The organism is Hymenobacter psychrophilus (assembly GCF_900107135.1).
GTDB classification, from domain to species: Bacteria; Bacteroidota; Bacteroidia; order Cytophagales; family Hymenobacteraceae; genus Hymenobacter; species Hymenobacter psychrophilus.
Window position 1 is genome coordinate 257052 of the sequence record NZ_FNOV01000002.1, and the last position, 21060, is coordinate 278111.

The 21060-nt window shown below is 63.4% G+C and carries 21 protein-coding genes; 13 read left to right on the forward strand and 8 right to left on the reverse strand.

What is annotated here, in order from left to right; all coding sequences use genetic code 11:
* Positions 1-35 precede the first annotated feature (35 nt).
* Positions 36-1769, reverse strand: coding sequence for a DUF6044 family protein (locus BLW21_RS03560; RefSeq protein ID WP_092737997.1), 1734 nt, complete (start codon positions 1767-1769; stop codon positions 36-38).
* A gap of 113 nt (positions 1770-1882) precedes the next feature.
* Between BLW21_RS03560 and BLW21_RS03565 the strand changes: the two genes are divergently transcribed.
* Entirely contained in the window at positions 1883-2293 is a 411-nt protein-coding gene (locus tag BLW21_RS03565) for a hypothetical protein (RefSeq protein ID WP_092737999.1), read from the forward strand.
* A 61-nt stretch (positions 2294-2354) separates the two neighbouring features.
* Here BLW21_RS03565 and xerD read toward each other — a convergent pair whose 3' ends face one another.
* Entirely contained in the window at positions 2355-3257 is a 903-nt protein-coding gene (xerD, locus tag BLW21_RS03570; RefSeq protein ID WP_092738001.1) for a site-specific tyrosine recombinase XerD, read from the reverse strand.
* A 181-nt stretch (positions 3258-3438) separates the two neighbouring features.
* Between xerD and aroQ the strand changes: the two genes are divergently transcribed.
* The 3 genes from aroQ (at position 3439) to BLW21_RS03585 (ending at position 5820) form a co-directional block, all read left to right on the forward strand.
* Complete coding sequence (gene aroQ, locus BLW21_RS03575) at positions 3439-3888, forward strand: type II 3-dehydroquinate dehydratase (RefSeq protein ID WP_092738003.1); 450 nt, start codon at positions 3439-3441, stop codon at positions 3886-3888.
* A gap of 148 nt (positions 3889-4036) precedes the next feature.
* A complete protein-coding gene (locus BLW21_RS03580) occupies positions 4037-5104 on the forward strand; it encodes an aminotransferase class V-fold PLP-dependent enzyme (RefSeq protein ID WP_092738005.1) in 1068 nt (355 codons plus the stop codon).
* A gap of 155 nt (positions 5105-5259) precedes the next feature.
* Positions 5260-5820 (forward strand): MarC family protein, encoded by a 561-nt coding sequence (locus BLW21_RS03585; protein WP_092738007.1) that lies wholly within the window; start codon positions 5260-5262, stop codon positions 5818-5820.
* A gap of 159 nt (positions 5821-5979) precedes the next feature.
* Here BLW21_RS03585 and BLW21_RS03590 read toward each other — a convergent pair whose 3' ends face one another.
* A complete protein-coding gene (locus BLW21_RS03590; RefSeq protein WP_092738009.1) occupies positions 5980-7167 on the reverse strand; it encodes a cation:proton antiporter in 1188 nt (395 codons plus the stop codon).
* A 166-nt stretch (positions 7168-7333) separates the two neighbouring features.
* On the opposite strand from BLW21_RS03590, the gene BLW21_RS03595 reads away from it, so the two are divergent.
* The gene (locus tag BLW21_RS03595; RefSeq protein WP_092738326.1) at positions 7334-8575 is read left to right on the forward strand and encodes a BaiN/RdsA family NAD(P)/FAD-dependent oxidoreductase; all 1242 of its coding nucleotides are present in this window, start codon (positions 7334-7336) and stop codon (positions 8573-8575) included.
* 80 nt (positions 8576-8655) lie between these two features.
* Here BLW21_RS03595 and BLW21_RS03600 read toward each other — a convergent pair whose 3' ends face one another.
* Complete coding sequence (locus BLW21_RS03600) at positions 8656-8907, reverse strand: hypothetical protein (RefSeq protein WP_092738011.1); 252 nt, start codon at positions 8905-8907, stop codon at positions 8656-8658.
* Positions 8908-9103: 196 nt separating this feature from the next.
* Here BLW21_RS03600 and BLW21_RS03605 point away from each other — a divergent pair, with 196 nt between their 5' ends.
* Positions 9104-10558, forward strand: a complete 1455-nt coding sequence (locus BLW21_RS03605) for a DNA integrity scanning protein DisA nucleotide-binding domain protein (protein ID WP_092738013.1) — start codon at positions 9104-9106, stop codon at positions 10556-10558.
* Between the two features lie 154 nt (positions 10559-10712).
* On the opposite strand, the gene BLW21_RS03610 is transcribed toward BLW21_RS03605, so the two are convergent.
* Positions 10713-11702 (reverse strand): aldo/keto reductase, encoded by a 990-nt coding sequence (locus tag BLW21_RS03610; RefSeq protein WP_092738016.1) that lies wholly within the window; start codon positions 11700-11702, stop codon positions 10713-10715.
* Between the two features lie 144 nt (positions 11703-11846).
* On the opposite strand from BLW21_RS03610, the gene BLW21_RS03615 reads away from it, so the two are divergent.
* From BLW21_RS03615 to BLW21_RS03630, 4 genes are all read left to right on the forward strand, one after another.
* A complete protein-coding gene (locus tag BLW21_RS03615; protein ID WP_092738018.1) occupies positions 11847-12335 on the forward strand; it encodes a DUF4112 domain-containing protein in 489 nt (162 codons plus the stop codon).
* A 148-nt stretch (positions 12336-12483) separates the two neighbouring features.
* The gene (locus BLW21_RS03620; RefSeq protein ID WP_092738020.1) at positions 12484-12924 is read left to right on the forward strand and encodes a hypothetical protein; all 441 of its coding nucleotides are present in this window, start codon (positions 12484-12486) and stop codon (positions 12922-12924) included.
* Positions 12925-12936: 12 nt separating this feature from the next.
* Complete coding sequence (locus BLW21_RS03625; protein WP_092738022.1) at positions 12937-13620, forward strand: SCO family protein; 684 nt, start codon at positions 12937-12939, stop codon at positions 13618-13620.
* Positions 13617-14045, forward strand: a complete 429-nt coding sequence (locus tag BLW21_RS03630; protein ID WP_092738024.1) for a c-type cytochrome — start codon at positions 13617-13619, stop codon at positions 14043-14045. The genes BLW21_RS03625 and BLW21_RS03630 overlap by 4 nt, the downstream gene beginning before the upstream one ends.
* 165 nt (positions 14046-14210) lie before the next feature.
* Here the strand turns inward: BLW21_RS03630 and BLW21_RS03635 are convergent, their stop codons facing one another.
* Positions 14211-15617 carry an alpha/beta hydrolase family protein gene (locus BLW21_RS03635; RefSeq protein WP_175470846.1) on the reverse strand — a complete coding sequence of 469 codons (1407 nt, stop codon included), beginning with the start codon at positions 15615-15617 and terminating at the stop codon, positions 14211-14213.
* A gap of 327 nt (positions 15618-15944) precedes the next feature.
* Here BLW21_RS03635 and BLW21_RS03640 point away from each other — a divergent pair, with 327 nt between their 5' ends.
* The 3 genes from BLW21_RS03640 (at position 15945) to BLW21_RS03650 (ending at position 18807) form a co-directional block, all read left to right on the forward strand.
* Complete coding sequence (locus BLW21_RS03640; protein WP_092738028.1) at positions 15945-16943, forward strand: sensor histidine kinase; 999 nt, start codon at positions 15945-15947, stop codon at positions 16941-16943.
* Positions 16940-17683, forward strand: a complete 744-nt coding sequence (locus BLW21_RS03645; RefSeq protein ID WP_092738030.1) for a LytR/AlgR family response regulator transcription factor — start codon at positions 16940-16942, stop codon at positions 17681-17683. Before BLW21_RS03640 ends, BLW21_RS03645 begins: the two co-directional genes overlap by 4 nt.
* A gap of 104 nt (positions 17684-17787) precedes the next feature.
* Positions 17788-18807 (forward strand): enhanced serine sensitivity protein SseB, encoded by a 1020-nt coding sequence (locus BLW21_RS03650; RefSeq protein WP_092738032.1) that lies wholly within the window; start codon positions 17788-17790, stop codon positions 18805-18807.
* Positions 18808-18879: 72 nt separating this feature from the next.
* Here BLW21_RS03650 and BLW21_RS03655 read toward each other — a convergent pair whose 3' ends face one another.
* Both BLW21_RS03655 and BLW21_RS03660 read right to left on the reverse strand, forming a co-directional pair.
* Entirely contained in the window at positions 18880-19386 is a 507-nt protein-coding gene (locus BLW21_RS03655) for a DUF2062 domain-containing protein (RefSeq protein ID WP_217633832.1), read from the reverse strand.
* A gap of 66 nt (positions 19387-19452) precedes the next feature.
* Complete coding sequence (locus BLW21_RS03660; RefSeq protein WP_139255069.1) at positions 19453-20865, reverse strand: hypothetical protein; 1413 nt, start codon at positions 20863-20865, stop codon at positions 19453-19455.
* Positions 20866-21060: the final 195 nt, after the last annotated feature.

Here is a 21060-nt window from a genome sequence, read left to right on the forward strand (position 1 = left end):
CGCCAGCAGCCTGCTTGTACGTCGAACTCGCCCTTTTATTTCACCTCATACACCCACAGGTGCCAGTAGGCGCCCGGCGCGGCATACTGCCCGAACAGGCGCAGGCCGCTGGCCCGGGGCCGGGCCAGGCGGGCCGCCGACAGCACGTAGCGCCCTCCTAAGCGGCGGAAGGCGGCGGCATCGAGCTGCCAGTGCTGCACGGTGCGGGCCGGCGTGGCAGGCACCCGAAAATCCTTGCCCAGCTCGGCCGAAAACAGGTAGCAGCGGTTGCCCCAGGCATCGAAATAGGCCGCCAGGGCCGGGCTTTTGGCCAGCTCGCCGGCAATCAGCGGCCGGAAGGCGTGCTTGTACCTGAGCGGGTAGTTGTTGAGGTAGGCATCGAGGGTGAAGAAGCCGTTGAGCGTGGCCACGGCCGGCGGCAGGCCCAGGCAGGCCACCCGGTAGGCCGCCGGTGTCAGGCCGGTCCGGGCCGCAATATCCTGCCGCACCTGCCCAAACAGCCCGGGCGCTACGAAGGCGACGTAGGTTGGCTCGGAAGCAGGCAGCCGGCCCAGCAGGCGGCGCACGTTCAGCGTCCATTCGGTATTCATGCCCAACCCGATAAGCAGTTGCAGGCCCACCAGCGCCCAGCGGCCCCTACCGGCGGGCAGGCGCCGTAGGCTTAAGGCCAGCAGCGCAAACCAGGCCAGCGGCAGCAGAAAATGCAGCCGCGAAAGGTTGAAGGCGCGCAGCAGCGGCAGCGCCTGTTGGCCGGCGGCCGTAAGCTGCGGGTAGAAACCGCAGAATAACGCCGCCGCACCCAACGCCGCCAGTGCTGCGGCCAGTTGCCACCGTAGTTGGCGGCGGTTGGGCGTATCCGGGCTCAATGCCGCCGCTGCGCCGGCGGCCAGCAGCGGGGCCAATCGTACAAACAGCCCGCTGTGGTAGTGGCCCAGCAGCAAGTAGCGCGCGCCGGCCAGCAGCCCCACCCCTACCCCGGCCGGTGCCAGCCGGGAGTAGTCGAACTCCAGCCGGTGCGACACAAACTGCCCGCCCAGCAGCGCCGATACCAGCGGGTACTCCACCACCAGATACGTAACGGCCAGCACCCCCAGACCCAGCAGGAGGCGCCCGGCGGCGCGGTAACGGCCCTGGCTGGCCTCACGGAGCAACAGTACCCCGCCGGCCAGCAGCACAAACACCCCCGCCAACACCAGGCTCGACCACAGCCCGAAGCCCACCAGCACTGCCCAGTCGGGCCAGCGGGCGGGGCGGCGGCGCAGGCGCAGCAGCACGGCTACCACCGCTGGCTGCCCCAGCACCGATATGCCGTAGGCCGTGTAGGCCGGCAGCACGGCCCAGGCCAGGGCCAGCGCGGCGCACAGCGTGGCGTGGCGCGGGCCCGGCAGCAGGTACCGGCGTAGCAGCCAGTACATGCTCAGCAGGCCTGCCAGCCGCACCAACAGCTCGTGCAGCAGATAAGCGGGCAGCGTGGGCAGCAGCGCCTGCAGGCCTACCAGCGGCTGCAGGCCCGGCCGCAGGGCGTTGCGGGGCAGCCCGTCCAGCAGCCGCTCTACCACCGCGCCCGGGGCGTAATCGAGGGCTTTGCCTTCCCGCAGTAGCGCGCAGCCGGTAGCCAGCTCGGTGTCGAGATTATCGTCGAGCAGAATGTAAGTGCGGCCGGCCGGCGCTACGTAGGCCAGCGCCAGTAGCAGCAACGCCACCACGGCCCCCAGCAGGGCCCGGCGCGGACGAAACGACGGAACAACGGCGCGAAGCGAATCGTGCATGAAAGCAATGGCAGGAATGGGGCTGTAAAAGTAATGGCCTTTTTACGGCAAAAGGCATCCGCATCATGCTTTCAAACGTTAAAACAATTCCTTCTTTTTTTAGGCTTTTTCTTATGACAGAGTACCTGCTCTCCAGCCCCGAAAATCCTGATTACTGCCGGCTGAGCTACTTGCCGGAGCAGCAGCTCACCGTCAGTTGGCACGGCCAGGTAACGGGCCCGCTGGCTTACGAAGGCGCGCAGGCGGCGCTCGACATTCTGCGCCAGCACCCCTGCTGCTGCCTGCTTAACGACAACACCGACCTGCAGGGCCCCTGGTTCGATTCATTGTTATGGCTGGCCCAGCGCTGGGCCCCGGCCGCCGCCGCCGCTGGCGTGCAGTACGTGGCCCACGTTGTACGGGCCGGCACCCTGGCTACCACTTTCCTGGGCGCGCCCACCCACCATTTATTCACCCAATTTGAAATTCAGATTTTCGACCTGCTGACGGAAGCCAACGACTGGCTGGCCTCCTGCAGGAAATAAGCGGTCGGCGCGGTTGAACACCAGTCCACATTAGTAGCCTCGGCAGCCGCCCGCGGCTAGTTCAGCTGCGCGGATGGAACTGGGTGATGACCTGGCGCAGGTAGTCGCGGTCGAGGTGGGTATAGATTTCGGTAGTCGTGATGCTTTCGTGACCCAGCATTTCCTGCACAGCCCGCAAATCGGCCCCGCCCTCGATTAAATGCGTGGCAAAGCTGTGGCGAAAGGTGTGCGGACTGATGCTTTTGGCAATGCCGGCCTTTGCGGCGGCGGCCTTGATGATGTGAAAAATCATGACCCGCGAGAGGCCCGCGCCGCGCTTATTGAGAAACACGGTGTCTTCGTGGCCGGGCTTGATGTCGAGGTGGGCGCGGATGCCCTGCAGGTAGAAGCCCAGGTGTTTGAGCGCGTCGCGGCCGATGGGCACGAGCCGCTCCTTGTTGCCCTTACCGGTTACGCGCACGAAGCCCTGGTCGGCGTAGAGGTTGGACAGGCGCAGGCCGGTCAGCTCGCTCACGCGCAGGCCCGAGCTGTAGAGCACCTCCAGCATGGCCCGGTTGCGGGTACCTTCGGGCGTGCTCAGGTCGATGGCGGCCAGTAGCTGTTCTATTTCAACGTAGCTGAGCGTGTCGGGTAGCTTGCGGCCGGTTTTGGGGGCCTCCAGCGTGTCGGTGGGGTCGATGGAGAGCATATCCTCCATAATCAGGAAGCGGTAGAAGGCCTTGATGCCCGACAGGGTGCGCGCCTGCGAGGTGGCCTCCAGGCCCAGGCCACCCAGCCAGGTGAGAAAGTCGCGCAGCAGCCGGGTGGTTACCTGCTGAGGCGAGGCCGGCAACCGTTCCAGCTCCAGGTACTGGCGCAGCTTGTGCACGTCGCGGGCATAGGCCTCCACCGAGTTGGCCGACAACGACTTTTCGAGCTGCAGGTAGCCCTCGAACTGTTTAATGGCAAGGTTCCAGGGCGACATACGCAAGGGGAATTAGAGAACCAGGCAAAGGTACTGTCATCCTGAGCAGCGCGAAGGACCTTTTTACGGTAGCAAGACGTAACAACGATTTGTGCTACCGTAAAAAGGTCCTTCGCGCTGCTCAGGATGACAGTACCTTTGCCTGGTTCTCCAGTCCCCTAGTCCCCAGCCCTCCTACCTCATGCAAATCCTGCTGCTCAACGGCCCCAACCTCAACCTGCTGGGCCGGCGCGAACCCGGCATCTACGGCACCCGCTCGTTTGAAGACTACTTGCCCGAATTAGTCGAGGCTTTTCCGCAGTTCGAGTTGGTGTATTTCCAGAGCAACCACGAGGGCGGCCTCATCGACAAGCTGCACGAAGTGGGTTTCAGCTACCACGGCATCGTGCTCAATGCCGGCGGCTTCACGCACACCAGCGTAGCGCTGGCCGATGCGGTAGCCGCCATCGGCTCGCCCGTAGTAGAAGTGCACCTGAGCAACCTGCACGCCCGCGAAGAGTTCCGCCAGCGCAGCCTGCTGGGCCGCCACTGCGCCGGCAGCATCAGCGGCTTCGGCCTCGAAAGCTACCGGCTGGCCCTGCACTACTTCGACGGCCAACGCCCCAAACGGGTAGGGTTCAAGGTGAAATAGTGAGGTGGTGAAATAGCGGGTTTGATGTTTGGTACTCCTACTTGCGCCAGTAGCGCAACCAGGCCCCTGGAACGTCAAACTCACCAACTCACTATTTCACCATTTCACCTTTACGTACCTTTGTAGCTCCATTTTACATACCCCACCTATGTATACGTTCAATCCCGGCCCCTCGCAGGTGTACCCGCAGGTACGCCAGTATTTACAGGACGCTTTTGATGAAGGCTGGCTTTCGACCCCGCACCGGGGCGAGAAATTTGTGCAGCTGATGCGCCAGACGGTGCAAGAGCTTAAAACCAAGCTCAACATCCCGCAGGACTACACCATTTTCTTCCTCAGCTCGGCCACCGAGTGCTGGGAAGTGCTGGCCCAGAGCCTGACGCCCACCAAAAGCTTCCACCTCTACAACGGCGCTTTCGGCCAGAAATGGTACCAGGCCGCCAAGGCCCTGCGTCCGGCTACGGTCGGCCTCACTTTTGGTATCGATGAGGTGCCCGACGCCGACAACCTGCCCGGCCTCGACGAGCAAACCGACTTGGTGTGCATCACCCAGAACGAAACCGCCACCACCACCCAACTGCGCGACGGCACCATTCTCAACCTGTATAACCGCCTGCCCAGCAAGGCTCTACTGGCCGTCGATGCCACGTCGTCGATGGCCGGGGTCCAGATCAAGTTCATCAAGGGCGACATCTGGTACTCATCGGTGCAGAAGTGCTTCGGACTCCCGGCGGGCCTGGCCGTGATGGTGCTTTCGCCGCGGGCCATCGAGCGGATGCGCCAGCTCAAGGAGCGCAGCCACTACAACTCGCTGACCGAGCAGTACGACAAGATGCTCAACTTCCAGACCACCCACACGCCCAACGTGCTCGGTATTTACCTGTTGAACCGCTCCATCCACGACAACCCGCCCATCAAAGTCACGCACCAGCACGTTGTCGAGCGGGCCACCAAGCTCTACGACTACTTCGACCAGGCCACCCAGCTCCGGCCGCTGGTTACCAACCCCGAAACCCGTTCCTCCACCGTGGTAGGCCTCACGGCCGCGCCCGCCCTCATCGAGGAGGTAAAGCGCCGCGCCCTGGAGAACGGCCTGTTTATTGGCAGCGGCTACGGCGAGCGGAAAGCCACCGGCCTGCGCATCGCCAACTTCCCGGCCATCCCCGATGCCGCCTTCGAGCAGCTCGTGCAGTTCTTCGCCAAGGAGTTCTCCTGAATCACAGATAGTGTAAATGGTGCAGGCACCACAGATTCGGTCAACTAGCGGATTCGTTCGCGCTGCCCATCCATCTGCACGAGTCCGCTCCCACAACGAATCTGCCCTCCACAACGAATCTGCGTTATCTGCACCATCCGCAACATCTGTGATTCATGTTTAGCCTCAAGGAAATAGCTTCCGTTACGCTCACGCTGTTTGCCATCATTGATATTCTGGGCTCGGTGCCCATTATCATCCAGATCCGGCAGCGCGAGGGCGGCGTGAATGCCGAAAAGGCCACGCTGGTGGCGGCCGCGCTGATGGTGAGCTTCCTGTTCGTGGGCCAGAGTATTTTGTCGCTTTTTGGCGTTGATTTCCAGTCGTTTGCCTTGGCGGGTGCCATCATCATCTTCCTCATTGGCATGGAGATGATCCTGGGTATCGAGCTGTTCCGGCACGACCCGGCAGCGGGCACCGGCTCCATTGTGCCGCTGGCCTTCCCGCTCATTGTGGGGGCCGGCACCATGACCACGCTGCTGTCGCTCCGGGCCGCCTACCAGCTGCCCAACGTGCTGGCCGGCGTGCTGGTAAACCTGATCTTCGTTTATCTGGTCATCAAAAGCTCGGCCTGGATTGAGCGCAAACTAGGCAAAGCCGGCGAAGATATCCTGCGCCGCGTGTTCGGCGTCATCCTGCTGGCCATTGCCATCAAGCTGTTTAAAACCAACTTCTAAGAAGCTGCTTCGCAGAAGCGAGGAGCTAGAATGCCTGTCATTCTGAGCTTGCGAAGGACCTTATAGCGCCTGAACAGCCGTAACAACGACTCGTTTTAACGTTATAAGGTCCTTCGCAAGCTCAGGATGACAGGCATTCTAGCTCCTCGCTTCTCAACGTCAGTATTCCCCTATTTCCGGCTCTTCGCGGCTCATGAGCAGGCCCACCATCATGAGCACGCCGGTGAGCAGGATGACGATGAAGAGGATGTTTTCGGAAACTTCGCCAATAAGGTGCTCCAGGGGGATACTGTAGAACAGCAGCACCGTAATCAGGCCTTTGGGGGCAATAAAGAGCTCGGGAATGAGGTCGGTTTTGGCAATGAAGCGCAGGTAGAAATAGCGAATGGCCGTGAGGGCCACCACGATAATAACCCCTTGCAGCAGCAATTGCGGGCTCATGAGCTTGCTAACCGTAATGCTGAAGCCGAAGAGCAGGAAGAAAAACGTGCGGATCAGAAACGCCGACTCGGCCGTGATGCTGCGCAGCTGGTGCAGTTCCTCGGTGAGGCGGGCCGGGTTGAACCAGCGTTTCAGCGGGCCCAGCATAAACTGCTCGGCGTTGTTGACGGCCAGGCCAAACACCAGCACCAGCACCAGCGAGGAAAGATGCAGGTTTTTGGCCACGCTGTAGAGCAGAATCAGGAAGGCCAGAATCAGGAAGAACTTAACGTGCAGCCGAATCCGGTCGAGCAGGAAAATGAGGGCCGCCGTGCTTACAATGGCCACCAACGCCACGGATATGATATCGAGGCCGAACGTAGCCACCGACATGCCTTCGCCGAAGTTGGACTGCAGGGCAAAGTTGAAAAGCATGATGCCCAGAATATCGGAAAAGGTGCTCTCGTAGATGATGAACTCCTGTTTTTCGCCCGTCAGGCCGGCCACACTGGGAATGGCAATGGCCGAGCTGATAACGGCCAGCGGAATGGCATTGACGAGGCAGCTCTGAAAATTGACGTGCAGCCAGAAGTGCAGAATCAACGCAATAGCCAGCGACTGCACCACCAGCATGAGGACGGCTGCCAGGAAAGAGCGCCGGATGAGCGGAAATTTCTCACGGGTTATCTTCAGGTCCAGCGCGCCCTCCAACACAATCATAATCAGCCCAATGATTCCGAATATCTCCAGAATCACCTTGGGCGTGACGAAGGTAAAGTCGAAGTAGTCGGCACCCTGGCGCAGGGCAATACCCGAAAGCAGCAGCATGAGCACCGACGGCACCTTGGTGGCGCGGGCAATCAGGTCGAAGAGGTAGGACAGGATGACGGCCAGGCTCAGGCCGATAAGAATGGTATAAGAACCCATAGAGTGCAGTTAGGCCTAAAAGTAATTCCGGCTATACGAGCCGGAATCGGGGCGGTTGACCGGAGTTGCGAAAACCCGGAACGGCGAAGATACGCTTTCGGCGGTGGTAGTGCGGCCTGCGCGGCCGGGCCGGGCGTTGCGCGGGGGTGCGGCGTACCTTTGGGCCATGCAACAGCTTTTGGGGAAAGAAGTGGCCGTAGTGGGTGGCGGGCCGGCGGGCCTGCTGGCCGCCCAGCGCCTGGCCGAAGCGGGCTGCCGGGTACACCTCTACGAGGCGCAGGCTACCGTGGGCCGTAAGTTTCTGGTGGCCGGGCACGGGGGCTTCAACCTGAGCAATGCCGAAGACGCCGCGCCCTTTGCAAGCCGCTACGCCGCCCGCGCCCCCGACTTCAGCGGCTTTCTGGCCCACTTCTCCCCCGCTCACCTGCGCGCCTGGGCCGCCGAACTGGGCATTACCACTTTCGTGGGCACCAGCGGCCGGGTGTTTCCCGAGGCCCAGCACAAGCCTGCCGAGTTGCTGCGGGCCTGGGTGGCGCGGCTGCGGGCACTGGGCGTTACGCTGCACCTGCGCCACCGCTGGCTGGGCTTCGGCCCGGCCGGTTCCCTGCTCCTGCGCAACGAGGCCACCGGCGAGCAGATTACTGTGCGGCCCGCTGCCACGCTGCTGGCCCTGGGCGGGGCCAGCTGGGCCAAAACCGGCTCCGACGGCGCCTGGCTGCCCGAACTGGAGCGCGCCGGCATACCCGTTGTGCCCTTCGCGCCCGGCAACTGCGGGGCCGAGGTGGCATGGTCGGAGTTTTTCCGCAGTAAAGTGGGCCGGCAGCCGCTCAAGAACGTGGCCCTGAGCTGCGGTCCGGCTACCGTGCGCGGCGAAATCATGCTCACTGAGTATGGCCTGGAGGGCACGCCCGTGTACGCCCTCACGCCCCATTTGCGGGCCCAGCTGTCCGGTGGCGGCCCGGCCGTGCTGCACCTGCATCTTAAACCCGACCTCGGCCCGACCCAGTTGCTGGAGAAGTTGGCACGGCGCAAGCCGGGCAAGTCGGTGGCTTCGTTTCTGGCGGAGGCGCTACGGCTGGGGCCGCCGGTGCCTACGCTGCTGCGCGAGCTGGGCCCCGCCGTGTTTCCGGCCGCGCCGGCCAAAGCCGCTGCCCTGCTGTCGGCCCTGCCCATTCCCGTTGCCGGTTTGCGCCCGCTCGATGAGGCCATCAGTACGGCTGGCGGCGTGGCGTGGGAGGCGCTGGATGAGCACCTGATGCTGCGGGCGCGGCCCGGTACCTTCGTGGCGGGCGAAATGCTCGACTGGGAAGCGCCCACCGGCGGCTACTTGCTGCAAGGCTGCTTTAGTACCGGCGCCTGGGCCGCCCGTGGCCTGCTAAGCTGGCTGGGTGGTGAGATAGTGAAATAGGGAGTTGCTGTTCGAGGGCCCTGGCAGTGCAAATGGCGCAATCCGGCGTTTTAACAGCATCTCACCATTTCACCACCTCCCTATTTCACCTCCCGTTCGGCTTTTTCGGCTTCGGCCAGTACGCTTTTGGCTTCGTTGAGCAGGCGCTGGCCGTGGTCGAGCTGCTGGCGCAGGATGAGGGCGAAGAGCACGAAATAGGACACAATGGGCAACACCATGCCCAGCGCAAACCACAGCCAGAACGAGCGGCCGTAGCTGTAAGCGCAGTATGCCGTGATGAGGGGCACCAGCATCATGGCGAACATGCCGGCAATAACTAAATCGACGAACATGGGGCTGGAGCTGAGCGGTGGGCAGAAGATAAACGCAGTGGAAGATACACTATTATCGGCAGCCGGACAAGGGCCGTCGTGCTGCTAACCCGCCCGAAGCCCGAAGGTTGCGGGCGAAGAGCGGCAAAACCGATCTTTCGGTAGGCTTTTTGCGTACCTGCCTCTTTCCGCCTTCCACGTTCTGCCCGCTGCCCCTATGTGGGAAAACCAAAGCCTGTTTCGCGTATCCGCCCAACTGTTTGCCGATGGCGTGTTCAACCTGCTCGATCGGGCACTGAAACCGGAGATTTTTCTGCTGGGAATTGCTTCGGCCCGCGAAACCGACGAACCCCAGGCGGTAGTTATCGAGCCCCAGAGCCACCGCTACGCCCCCACCGATTTTACGGCCGTGAAAGACCACGCCGTGGCCCTCGAACCCGATGGCCCCCGCGAAGTGGTGTACCATCTGCACCAGCTCGACCACGACCGCTACGAAAAGCAGCGCTGGTACGAACTGCTGCGCCGCGCCACCGAGCACACCCTGCACGAGCTGGTAGCCCGGCGCCAGGAAGACCGCGTGAGCTTCTGCTCGCTGCCCGTGAGCACCGGCGGCTACCAGGTGCTGATTGTGCTGCAGCTGTCGGCCGAGGCCTACCATAGCTACTATGCCCTGCCCGGGCCGGCCGTGCCCAACCGGCCTGGGTCGCTGCTGTCAGCCACCGTCGAGGAGCTGCTGCTCGACGCCTCACGGGCCCTGCGCGAGTCCGACCACGCCGACGACGACCGGCTGGTGCTCAACCGCGACTACAACGAGGTGCTGCGGGCCGCGGGCCGCCGGTTTATGCTACGCGCCGCCGCCGGCAGCCACGGCCTGTATGATGCCTGCAATGGCGTAGCAGCCTTGCGCCACGAAGGCGACGAAGGCGTGGGCACCATGCTCGTTTCCAGGCGCAACCACCCGGCCGTGGTGCCCGTGCTCATGCTCGATACGCCGGTGCCGTTGCGCGACTACCGCCGCATCCGCAAGCTGCTGGAGCTGAGCGAGGACCGCCACGCACTCATTACCGATGCCACCGACGTATTCGGGCTGGGTTACCTCGTGGAGCCCGACGATGCGCAGTACGAGGCCCTGTTCACTGTTCATTTCACCAAGCACTACAGCTGGGAGCTGAGCCACGACGGGCAGCGGATGATGAAAGTGGTGTCGAACACGCCGCGCCTGCCGCAGGGCACCATCGACGAAAACAACTTTACCAAGGCCGTGGGCCGCATTTTTCCGGTGCTCGATGCGGCCGGCATTGCTTACCTCTGGGAGCTGACGCTGAGCGCCGCCAAGCAGGAGCACGGCACCATTCTACTGATTTCGGAGGGGGCGGCCCAGGAGGCGGTCCGGCTCTCGCCGCAGTGTTTCCGCGTCACGCCGCGCCTGATGACGCCCTCAGTACTGCGCCTGGTCACCAACATCGACGGGGCGGTAGTTATCGAGCCCAACGGCACCTGCCACGCCATCGGGGCCATTCTCGACGGCCTGGCCACGGAGAAGGGCGACTCCAGCCGTGGCTCGCGCTATAACTCGGTACTGCGCTACGTGGAAAGCAGCCGCTACCCGGTGCTGGCCGTGGTGGTGAGCGAAGACGGATGGATTGACCTGCTACCCCCAGTATGGCGTTGATTTATAAGGTCTTAGGTTTTAAACAAGGAACGTCATCCTGAGCGGAGCGAAGGATCTTATCCCGTGAGAACGAGTCGTCAAAACGATTATCGGTCTACGGTAATAGGATCCTTCACTCCGCTCAGGATGACGTTCTTTTTCTAAGCCCTACCACCTACCCGTTCACGCTCTTCATCATGGCTTCGGGGTAGCGGGAGCCGGCGGCGGCGTGCTGGGGGGCTATTTCGTTGATGCGGGCCAGGTCCTGGGGAGTTAGGCTGAGGTCAGCGGCGGCTACGTTTTCTTCCAGGTAGCGCACGCGCTTGGTGCCGGGGATGGGCACAATGTCGCTGCCTTGGGCCAGTACCCAGGCCAGGGCCAGCTGGCCTGGCGTGCAATCCTTTTCGGTGGCTATTTCCTTAAGGCGGACCACCAGATCGAGGTTCTTCTGGAAGTTTTCACCCTGGAAACGGGGCGTATGGCGGCGGTAGTCATCGGCAGCCAGGTCTTCGAACTGCCGGATCTGGCCCGTCAGGAAGCCCCGCCCCAGGGGCGAGTAGGGCACGAAGCCGATACCCAACTCGCGGCAGGTGGGCAGAATCTCCTCCTCGGGCTCCCGGCTCCAGAGCGAGTATTCGGTTTGTAGGGCCGTAATGGCGTGCACCTGGCTGGCGCGGCGCAAGGTATCGGGGGCCGCCTCCGACAAACCCAGGAAGCGCACTTTGCCTTCTTCTACCAGCCGGCTCATAGCCCCCACGGTTTCCTCAATCGGCGTATTCGGGTCGACGCGGTGCTGGTAGTAGAGGTCGATATGGTCGGTGCCGAGGCGCTTGAGGCTGGCTTCACAGGCGGAGCGCACGTACTCGGGGCGGCCGTTGATGCCGCGCTTTTCGGGGTTGTCGGGGTCGCGCTGGATGCCGAACTTGGTGGCAACAATGGCCTCCGTGCGGCGGCCCTTCAGGGCCCGGCCCAGCAGCTCCTCGTTGAGAAAGGGGCCGTACATATCGGCCGTATCGAAAAAGGTAACGCCTATTTCCAGAGCCCGGTGCAGGGTGCGGATGCTTTCCTGGTCGTCGCGCTGGCCGTAGAAATCGGACATGCCCATGCAGCCGAGGCCGAGGGCGGACACCGTGAGGCCGGAGCGGCCGAGTTGGCGGGTTTTCATAGATGAAGAAGTAAGAAGTAAGAAGTAAGAAGTAAGAAGTAAGAAGTAAGAAGTAAAAACGGGGTGATGGCGCGGAAGTTTGGCCGCTGCCCCCAACCTGTACGTGGGGGCTGCGTTTCTGTGCGAAAACCCTTTTCTCCCTCCATGACGCCAACTCCTACTTTCGACCAAGACGACCGCCTGCGGTGGGTGGAGCGCGTTTCGCGCCTGCTCGACAGCCAGTTCCGGGTGCCCGGCACCAGCTGGCGCTTCGGCCTCGACCCGCTCATGGGCCTGATTCCGGTGGTCGGCGGGCTGCCTTCGCTGGCCATTTCGGGCCTGCTGATTCTGACCATGATGCGCCACGGGGCCAGCGGCAACCTGGTGGTGCGGATGGTATTCAACGTGGTGCTCGACACGCTGATTGGGGCTATTCCGGTGGTAGGTAACGTATTCGACTTCGCCTATAAAGCCAACGACCGCAACGTGAAACTGCTGCGCGCCCATTACGCCGAGAACAAATACCAGGGCTCGGGCAAGGGCCTGATGGCGGTATTATTATTGGTACTGCTGGCGCTGGGTGGCTTGTTCGTGTGGGCCGCCTGGACGCTGGGCGCCGCCCTGTGGCACTGGGGCGAGTCGGTGCAGTGGTGAATGAGTGGCTCGATGAATGAGGAACTGCCGTTACGCGGTAGCCCCGCCGGGGCTTTAACACCTTCGTGCCCCTAACTGCTACCGCCATGCCGCTCTGCTGGGGCTACCGCGTAACGGCAGTCCCTCATTCGCCGCTTACCTTTGGGGCATGAAAACCCTTCGTTTCGTTCCGCTGCTGCTGTTGCTGGCTGGCTGCCAGCCGTCGTCGTCGTCTCAACCCGAAGCCGGCCTGCCGGTTGCCGAGGCCGAAAAAACCGTGCTGGCCCGCCACGATTCGCTGATGGCTCAAATGGACCAGCTCTACGAGTTGCGCCAGCAGCTGGCCAAAGCCCCGGCCACCGATACCGTGGCCATCGGACAGGCCCGCCGGGCCCTGGTGGGCGCCGAAAACGGCATGATGGACTGGATGCACCGCTACAGCCGGCCGGCCGACACCGTGGCCGATGCCCGCCGGCTTGCCTACTACGCCATGCAACAGGAACGCATCGATTCGGTGGGTCGTTTGTTTGATAGCAGCCAGGCGGCGGCCCACCAGCTGCTGAAAGCCGCATCCGCATCTGCTACACCTTCGTCTTCCGTTACCCAATAAACTGTTTCTGTGATGACTACTTCGCTTCGCCGCGTTGGCCAACTGCTGGCCGCCGCCGGGCTGGCCCTGAGCTTCTCGCTCGGCGGCTGCTCATCGGCCACCGAAAACCCAGTTGAACGCCTGCCGATACTGGGCCTCAAGTACTCCGAGCCCACTTCGCCCTCCGACACCCTGCCCGACCCCATCCCCGCCTTCCGCCTTACCAACCAAGACCGGCAGGTTATCACCAACCAGACCTTTGCGGGCAAGGTGTACGTTACCGATTTCTTCTTTGCCACCTGCCCCAGCATCTGCCCCAAAATGCAGAGTGAGCTGCTGCGGGTGTACAAAGCCTACGAAAGCAACCCCGACGTCCTGTTCCTGAGCCACACCATCGACCCGGCCCACGACTCGATTCCGGTGCTGCGCGACTACGCCGAGCGCCTGGGCATTCAGGACGCCGCGCGCTGGCACTTCGCTACGGCCGGCCGCGACTCCATTTTTGCGCTGGCCAAGGCCTACATGACCGGCGCGCAGGTAGATGCCACCGTACCCGGCGGCTACGCCCACAGCGGCACCTTTGCCCTCGTCGATTCGCGGCGCCGGGTGCGGGGCGTGTACGACGGCATGGTGCCCGCGCAGGTCGACCAGCTGATTAAAGACATTCCGGTGCTGCTGAAAGAGGAAGCCGAAACGCAGCCCGTGGCGGCCAAATGAAGCGCCACCCGCTACGGCTGACCGGCGTGGCCGCGCTACTCCTGACCCTGGCGCTGTCGTTGGAAAGCTGCTTTACCGAGCGCCAGAACGAAGGCGCGCAACTCTACGCCGCCCATTGCAGCAGCTGCCACGGCGACCAGGGCCAGGGGCTGGAGCGCCTCATTCCGCCCGTAGCTGCTTCCGACTATGTGGCAAAGCACCGGGCCGAGCTGCCCTGCCTCATCCGCAAAGGCATGCAGGGCGATATTGTTGTCAATGGCATTCATTACAACCAGATAATGCCCGGCCACGAAGACCTTACCGACTCACAAATCACCATCCTGCTCAACTTTGTGCAAACCAGCTGGGGCAACACCAACCAGATCTACACCATGCGCGAAACCTCCGAGCTACTCGGCCGCTGCAACGGCTCGGATGGGCAGTGATTAGTGGTTAGTGGTTAGTGGTTAGTGGTTAGTGAAGGAATGTCATTCTGAGCGAAGCGAAGAATCTCGCGTGCCAAAGTAATTTCTGATAGCAGGGCTACTACTGCACGCGAGATTCTTCGACTTCGCTTCCGGCTGCGCTCAGCATGACGTGCCTGCCCCCCCCTATTTCACCACTGCGGTCAGCCAGTCGCCAACCACCTTGAGCGCGGATGGAGCGAAGGTTTCCTCGATTTTGGCGTAGTGGCTGGTGGCTTTGGGGTCGGTTTGGAAGAGGTGGTTGAGGTCAGGCAGAGCACGCACCGTGACGTTGGCGTTGCGGCCGGCTTTGAGGCCCCGCTCGATGACCGGCAGGTTATCATCGGCGGCCACTTGCAGGTCGGTGGTGCCGTTGAGGGCCAGCACGGGGCATTTTACGTTGGCCAGATACAGCGCCGGGTCGGTGAGCAGGAAGCTGCGCAACCAGGGCGCGGTAAGTTGGCCGGCCTGTTTTTGCGCCTGCTCGGGGCTGAGGCCGGGCACTTGCTGCTGCATAACGGTGGTCAGTTGCTGGGTGGCTTCGGCAGTAGTGGCGGTGGCGGGCAGGCGGCGCAGCGCGGCAAACAGGGCGGTGTGCAGGCGGCGGTTGGCCCCGATTTGGGCCGAATCGGCCCCGGCAGCGCGGCCCAGGTCGGCTTGCTGGCGCAGCAGAATGGCGTCGCCGGGCAGGCCGGGGCCGGCCAGGCTCACCACGAAATCGGGGCCCTGAGGCTGGGCCGCGGCCTGCCAGGCTACCAGGCCACCTTCGCTGTGCCCGATCAGGCCCACTTGCCGGGCCTTAATGTCGGGGCGGGTACGCAGGTAAGCCAGCGCGGCCTGGGCGTCGGCCGTGAAATCGGTGGTGAGGGCATCCTTAAAGGTGCCGCCCGATTTGGCGGTGCCCCGGTCGTCGTAGCGCAGCACTGCGAAGCCCCGACGGGTGAGGTAGTCGGCCAGCACCAGGAAGGGCTTGTGGCCGAACACGGTTTCGTCGCGGTCTTCGGGGCCCGAGCCCGACACCAGCACCACGGCCGGAAACGGGCCCTTGCCCTGGGGCAGCGTAAGCGTACCGGCCAGCTGAAAACCGCCTTTGGCACCCGGAAATGCAAGGTCGAGGGCGCGGTAGGGCAGCGGGCCGGTGGGCTCCTGGGGCCGGCGCGGCGCGGCAGCGGCCCCGGTAGTGGCTCCGGTGCTGCTACGCGTCAGGGTCAGCGGAAACTGGCTGCCGCCCTGGCTCCAGGAGCCCACGGCCTGCTGCCCATCGGGGGCGAAGCGGCCGGCAAAGCGGCCCCCGATTTTATCGGCCCCAATCAGCAGGCTGTCGTGGCGCACAACTACGGCCGACAGCGGTAGGCCCGTGGCTCCCTGCTGGGGCACGGCCATGGTGCCGCTGAGCTGGCTGGCAGCGCCTTTCAGCTCGAATATCACGCGCAGACTCTGGCCGGGCAGGGCAATCTGGCCCTGCCAGCTGCCCGTGGGGTTGGGAGCCAATTGGGCCGAAGCAGCGGGGGCCAGCAGCAGCAGTTGGGCGGCGAGGAAAAGGAGCTTTTTCATGGGGAAGAAAGGTATGTGAGGGGGATGGTGGGGTTGTTGCTCCGGGAGCCGGTAGGGTTTTGGTAAGGTTAGCGGCGGTGGCGGCAGAACCAAGACAAAGGTGCAGCGGGAAGGTGGCCGCGGATAGCCTTTCGGATAACCCAACCGCCCGGCTGGATAAACGCCCGCGCCGGCCGGACGAACCGCGTTCATCCGGCAGCGTTGCCCAGAGCCGGGCGGGGCCGTACTTTCGTTGCGGCTATACAAACTGCGTTTCTGGAGGGGAGCGTGCCCGCTTAGCGGGTTGCCCTCTCATCCGGCCAACTCACCATTTCATTCTTTTGCCCCATGAAAACCTGGCTGCTGATATTGCGCGATGCGCTGGTGTGGGGCGGGCTGGGGCTGCTGCTATGGCTGGCCACCTCGAAGGTGCCGCTGGAGTTCCAACCACAAGCCTATCGGGGCATCATGCCTTTTATGCTGCTGACGATGGCGGCCGTGTACGGCAACAACCTAGGGCTGGTGCCCTGGCTGTTTGATAAGGGCCGCTACGGCTGGTACGCGCTGGCACTGCTACTGTGGGTGCTGCTGCTGCACGCGGTCGGGCAGCTCATCTGGCCCGGAGTGTACGCCCGCAGCATTATGCAACCGGGTGCCAACAGCCTGTTTACGATGCTTATTGCCCTGGGCTTGCTGCTGATGTGGCGCACAGTGGCCCAGCGGCGGCAGCGGCTGCGCGGCCAGTTGCTGGAGCGCGAGCAGCAGCTGCGGCTGCTGGAAGCGCAGGTAAACCCGCACTTTTTGTTCAACACGCTCAACAGCCTCTACGCCCTCAGCCTCACCCAAAGCCCCCAAACCCCCGACATGCTGCTGGCTTTGGCCGGCCTGATGCGCTACCAGCTCGAAAGCACCAAGCACGCCCAGGTGCCGCTAGCCGACGAGCTGGACTACCTGCGCGATTACGTCCGCTTGCAGGAGCTACGGCTAGGGGCGCGCTGCCCGGTTACGCTTACACTACCCGAAAATGAGGAGGTGGACGGCCTTATGGTGCCGCCGCTGCTATTTCTGGCCCTGGTCGAAAACGCGTTTACCTACGGCACCCGCCGGGCCGTGGGCAGCTTCGTGAAAATAGTGGTGGGCCTGATAGGAGGCCATAAGGCTATGGCCTTGGTTACCCTTAATGCCCTGCCCCCGCCCAGCGACCAGCAAGGCGGCACCGGTACCGGCCTGGCCAACACCCGCCAGCGCCTGGAGCTGCTTTATCCCGGCCGCCATATCCTGGAGGCCGGTCCCGACCCCGACAACCCCAGTCAGTTTCGCGCTATGCTTTCCCTCAAATTACTATGAATACGCCGCCGCTGAACGTACTGATTGTGGACGATGAGCCGCTGGCCCACGAGGTGCTGCGGACCTACGTGGAGCGCGTGGCCCACCTGCGCGTGGCCGGCCATTGCTACACGGCTGCCGAGGCCCTGTCGTTTCTGCATAATCAGCCCGTCGATGTGGTGCTGCTCGATATTCAGATGCCTGAAATGAGCGGTCTGGAGCTGCTGGCGGCCCTGCCCCACCCGCCCCACATCATCCTCACCACCGCCCACGCCGAGTTTGCGCTGCAAGGCTATGAGTTTGGCGTGGTCGACTACCTGCTCAAGCCCGTGCCGTTTCCGCGGTTTCTGAAGGCCGTGGGCCGGCTGCCCACTGCTCCTGCCACCCCGGCGGCCATTGCGGTGGTGGCTCCGGCCGCACCGGCACCGCCCGCTACGCCGGCCGCCCTGCTGCTGCGCGACGGAGCCAGCACCCACCGCGTGCCGCTGGCCGATATTCTGTGGCTCGAAGCCTACGGCAACTACGTGAAGGTGCACACCGCCGCCGGCCGCCTCGTGGTAACCGATACGCTACGCCGGCTGCTGGCCGAGCAGCTGCCCGCTCCGACCTTTCTGCGGGTGCATAAGTCGTATGTGGTGCCGCTGCAGCAGGTGGAGCGCCTGGCAGGCAGCCAGCTGACGCTGCGCAACGGCCAGGTGCTGCCGCTGGGAGCCGCTTTCCGCCAGGACTTCCTGCGCCACTGGCCGGGAACTGTGGGCTGAGTCAGGTGGTTATTTTTAGAGCGGCAGTTTGGCCGGCGGCCCATTTTGGCCGTGCATTTTAGCCCAAACCTGCTTAGCTTGCACCTTCATTACTTTGCTTGAATATGGCCCTGTTTGACTTTCTAAAAAAGAAGCCCGAAGATAACGCTTCGGCCCCTGCAACCCCTACTACGGCCGCCGAATCGGGGGTCGAGCCGACTGCGCCAGCTGCCCCGGCGGCCCCAACTGAGCCAGCCGGCCCGCGCTACAAAGGCTCCAACTACCAGATGCCCGCCCCGGAGGCCCCGGCCCCCATGCCGATGATTCCGCCGGCCCCGCCCATTGCCATGCCTAGCATGATGGGTGGCCCGGACGAAAGCCAGATGGACGCCCAGGCCGCGCACGCCGCTTTCCAACCCACCAACATTCTGGAGCAGCTGCTGATGCAGGCCTCCTACGACCCGCAGTTTCGTTCGCCTTTCTACCAAGCGCTGCTCGGCGAAGAGCTGGCAGTGGTGCTGGCCGCCAAAGAGGGCCAGGAGCCCGGCGAAGTTACACCTACCGAGGGCATGGAAATTCAGTTGCAGGCCCTGCACGACGGCAAAATAGCCATCTTCTCCTCCGTAGAGCGCATTTTCGACAACGGCGCCGTACCCGAGGGCAGCGTTACCTACATGCGCCTGCGGGGGCACGACTTCTTTAGCATGGTGCAGGATGCCGACTGCGCCATCAACCCTTTCTCGGCGGTAGGTAAGCTGATGCCGGCCGACGAAATTAAAGCCCTGATGGCCGGCCAGCTCTTCGATGCCGGTCCACCCCAGGATGTGCAGGTAACCCTGCACCAGCCCGAGCCCGAGCCAACGGCCCTGCTCGACGGCCTGCGCGCGTACAGCGCCGCCCAGCCCAGCATTCGTGCCGTGTACCTGGCCGAAATGCGCATGCAGAACGTGCCTGAACAGTCGCGCCTGCTCGTGGCCTTCGATACCGAAGAGACTGACCCGGCCTTCCTGCAGGAACTGGGCCCCATCATTCAGGGTAATATCGCCGAGGCTCAGTTCGTCGACCTCATGCTGATTGACCCCACCTCCGAAGAGCCGCTGGTTCAGTACCTGCTCACTACGGAGCCGGTGTACGCCCGGGCTTAGAGCTTAGAGCTTAGAGCTTAGAGCTTAGAGCTTAGAAGAGAACGTCATTCCGAGCGGAGTGGCGTTCTTTTTTTATTCCGTTTTTCCATTCTCCGCCTGAACCTTTGCCCTGGACCTCATAACCCGGGCCAGCAGCGGGCGCAGCACGAAGTAGACTACCGGCCCCAGCACCAGAGACGCACCGGCCCAAAGCAGCAGCGCGCCCAGCAGGGCCTGCCAGAGCAGCTGCAGCGCCGCCAGCAAGTCGTGGCCGAACAGATAGCGGAGCTTTTCCAGCGTGAGCTCGGGGGCCTGGTCGCTCCAGAGCAGGGCGCCCTGCCGCAGCAGCGGGATGATGAGCAGCAGCTGCACCGGGCTCCAGAGGTGGGCGACAAGCAGCGTGGCGGCCACATTCAGGCGCAGGCGCAGCGCCGCAAAAGAAGCCGTGAGCGTTGTAAGGCCCAGCACCGGGATAACGCCGCAGGCCGAGCCCAGCACCACCGTGAGGGCCAGTTGGTGCGGCGTGAGGCCCTGACGCAGCAGCCCCAGCAGCGGGTCGGTGAGCCGGCGCTGCCACCATCTACGGATCGGCGTAGGCACAGGTGAAGGCGAGGAATCGGACACGGCAATCAGCTATAAAACGAAAAGATAACGCGCCGCCGCCGCTTACTCGGGGGCGCCTTCGGGCAGCACCGGTACTTCCAGGCTGGCGCGGGTGCTGGCCGACAGCGTGACGCAGCTCAGCATAAATACGGCAAAGCCCACGAGCAGCGGCAGCCGCCAGGCCGGAACCACCACTTGGGGCCAGCGGGCCGGATGCGGCAGTCCGAAGCATACCAATCCGTAGATAAGCACGTGCAGCGAGATAAAGAAGCGGCACTCCACCACCAGCGGCACCGAAGCCAGGGTGGGCAGCACCAGCGCCGCCACCAGCAGCCAGTGAGCGGGCCGCAGCAGCGGGGCCCGGCGCACCGCTAGCAGCAGCGCCCCAAAAAACACCGCATAGTGCAGCAGCGCCAGCCCGCTGTTGGGCGAGTACACCCGCGTCAGGTAGGGGCTCGAATACAGCACATCGAGGCCGTTGAACAGGTGTCGGCAGAACAGGGCCGTCATGTCGAGCGGGTGCTCGGCCACCAGCCGAGCGTAGTTGGCCAAGCTGGTGACCTGCGAGGAGGCACGGTTGGCCAGCACGAGGCGGCCGGCATTATCGAAGTAGAAAACCTGCGCTTTGGGGTAGGCGCCCCCGATGTTGGTTTCGTACTTCTGCACGCCCAGGCCCTCATTAAGATGCCACAGGTATAGGTTATCCTCGCCGGCTACCGCGTACTGCCCGCTTTTATCGGTATTGAGCACGAAGGGGCTGGCCGAATCGAAATTGTGCAGGTTGAGGGCCAGCTGCGGGGCCATTACCAGCAGCGCCCCCACCACCAGGGCAGCCCAGCCGGCCAGTTGCCGGCCGCGGGCCGCGGGCTGCGGCCGCAGGAGCCGAAACAGCAGCACGCAGGGCACGGCCAGCATATAAATCGGCCGGATATAGATGGTACCGATCAGCAGAAAACCGCCCAGCAGTAGCGCCGCCGGATGCCGGGCGCGCAGCACGAGCCCCGTTCCGCCCAGCAGAAACAGCAGGGCCGGGAAGTCGGAGAGCAGGAAGTTGAAATGGTCGCGCCAGAACAGGAAGCCCAGCGCAATAAACACCAGCCGCCGCCCCAGCAACACGGGTTGCCGGGTAAGGGCCTGCCAGCAGCGCGGCCCCACCACGCCAAACAGCAGCGCCGCCAACACGGCACCCTCGGTTTTCACCAGGCCCATCTGGTAGCCGGGCAGCCAGCTGCGCTCCAGGGCCGTGAGGGGGTAGTTGAGCAGCGGGTACAGGTAGCCGCGCATCTGCGAGGTCATGTTGAAGAGCGAGAACTTACCGTCCTGCTCCATATCGTGGGCAAAGCGCCAGTACAGCTCCGAATCGTAGTAGAGCGCGTGGAACTTGGAAAACGCCAGGTGAATGCCGAATAGCAGCAGCGCCGCCAGAAAAGCCCACCAATCGGGATGTTTGCTTGCCGCCTGCCACGCCTTGCGCATATGCTTATTTGTCACTGTTGCGGAGCCAATCGGCTCACCGGATATAAAGTCTGATTTAGCCGGAGTTTCAGGCCCGGCCGGCAAAGATAGTCGCCCAACTTGCCCAGCCGCACGAAATTCCCCATTTATAGCTCGGCCGGCGCGTATCTTCGCGCTGCACTCCCGCCGGCCGGATTCCTTTCTGCCTCCGGTGCC

Excerpts from the sequence above, each read along its gene's own strand:
- BLW21_RS03595 (WP_092738326.1), top strand. The coding sequence starts at position 7,334 with ATGCAACAGCTTTTGGGGAAAGAAGTGGCCGTAGTGGGTGGCGGGCCG.
- xerD (WP_092738001.1), bottom strand. The coding sequence starts at position 3,257 with ATGTCGCCCTGGAACCTTGCCATTAAACAGTTCGAGGGCTACCTGCAG.
- BLW21_RS03630 (WP_092738024.1), top strand. The coding sequence starts at position 13,617 with ATGAAGCGCCACCCGCTACGGCTGACCGGCGTGGCCGCGCTACTCCTG.
- BLW21_RS03580 (WP_092738005.1), top strand. The coding sequence starts at position 4,037 with ATGTATACGTTCAATCCCGGCCCCTCGCAGGTGTACCCGCAGGTACGC.
- BLW21_RS03590 (WP_092738009.1), bottom strand. The coding sequence starts at position 7,167 with ATGGGTTCTTATACCATTCTTATCGGCCTGAGCCTGGCCGTCATCCTG.
- BLW21_RS03605 (WP_092738013.1), top strand. The coding sequence starts at position 9,104 with ATGTGGGAAAACCAAAGCCTGTTTCGCGTATCCGCCCAACTGTTTGCC.
- BLW21_RS03660 (WP_139255069.1), bottom strand. The coding sequence starts at position 20,865 with ATGCGCAAGGCGTGGCAGGCGGCAAGCAAACATCCCGATTGGTGGGCT.
- BLW21_RS03560 (WP_092737997.1), bottom strand. The coding sequence starts at position 1,769 with ATGCACGATTCGCTTCGCGCCGTTGTTCCGTCGTTTCGTCCGCGCCGG.
- aroQ (WP_092738003.1), top strand. The coding sequence starts at position 3,439 with ATGCAAATCCTGCTGCTCAACGGCCCCAACCTCAACCTGCTGGGCCGG.
- BLW21_RS03600 (WP_092738011.1), bottom strand. The coding sequence starts at position 8,907 with ATGTTCGTCGATTTAGTTATTGCCGGCATGTTCGCCATGATGCTGGTG.
- BLW21_RS03620 (WP_092738020.1), top strand. The coding sequence starts at position 12,484 with ATGAAAACCCTTCGTTTCGTTCCGCTGCTGCTGTTGCTGGCTGGCTGC.
- BLW21_RS03645 (WP_092738030.1), top strand. The coding sequence starts at position 16,940 with ATGAATACGCCGCCGCTGAACGTACTGATTGTGGACGATGAGCCGCTG.
- BLW21_RS03585 (WP_092738007.1), top strand. The coding sequence starts at position 5,260 with ATGTTTAGCCTCAAGGAAATAGCTTCCGTTACGCTCACGCTGTTTGCC.
- BLW21_RS03565 (WP_092737999.1), top strand. The coding sequence starts at position 1,883 with ATGACAGAGTACCTGCTCTCCAGCCCCGAAAATCCTGATTACTGCCGG.
- BLW21_RS03615 (WP_092738018.1), top strand. The coding sequence starts at position 11,847 with ATGACGCCAACTCCTACTTTCGACCAAGACGACCGCCTGCGGTGGGTG.
- BLW21_RS03635 (WP_175470846.1), bottom strand. The coding sequence starts at position 15,617 with ATGAAAAAGCTCCTTTTCCTCGCCGCCCAACTGCTGCTGCTGGCCCCC.
- BLW21_RS03625 (WP_092738022.1), top strand. The coding sequence starts at position 12,937 with ATGACTACTTCGCTTCGCCGCGTTGGCCAACTGCTGGCCGCCGCCGGG.
- BLW21_RS03650 (WP_092738032.1), top strand. The coding sequence starts at position 17,788 with ATGGCCCTGTTTGACTTTCTAAAAAAGAAGCCCGAAGATAACGCTTCG.
- BLW21_RS03640 (WP_092738028.1), top strand. The coding sequence starts at position 15,945 with ATGAAAACCTGGCTGCTGATATTGCGCGATGCGCTGGTGTGGGGCGGG.
- BLW21_RS03610 (WP_092738016.1), bottom strand. The coding sequence starts at position 11,702 with ATGAAAACCCGCCAACTCGGCCGCTCCGGCCTCACGGTGTCCGCCCTC.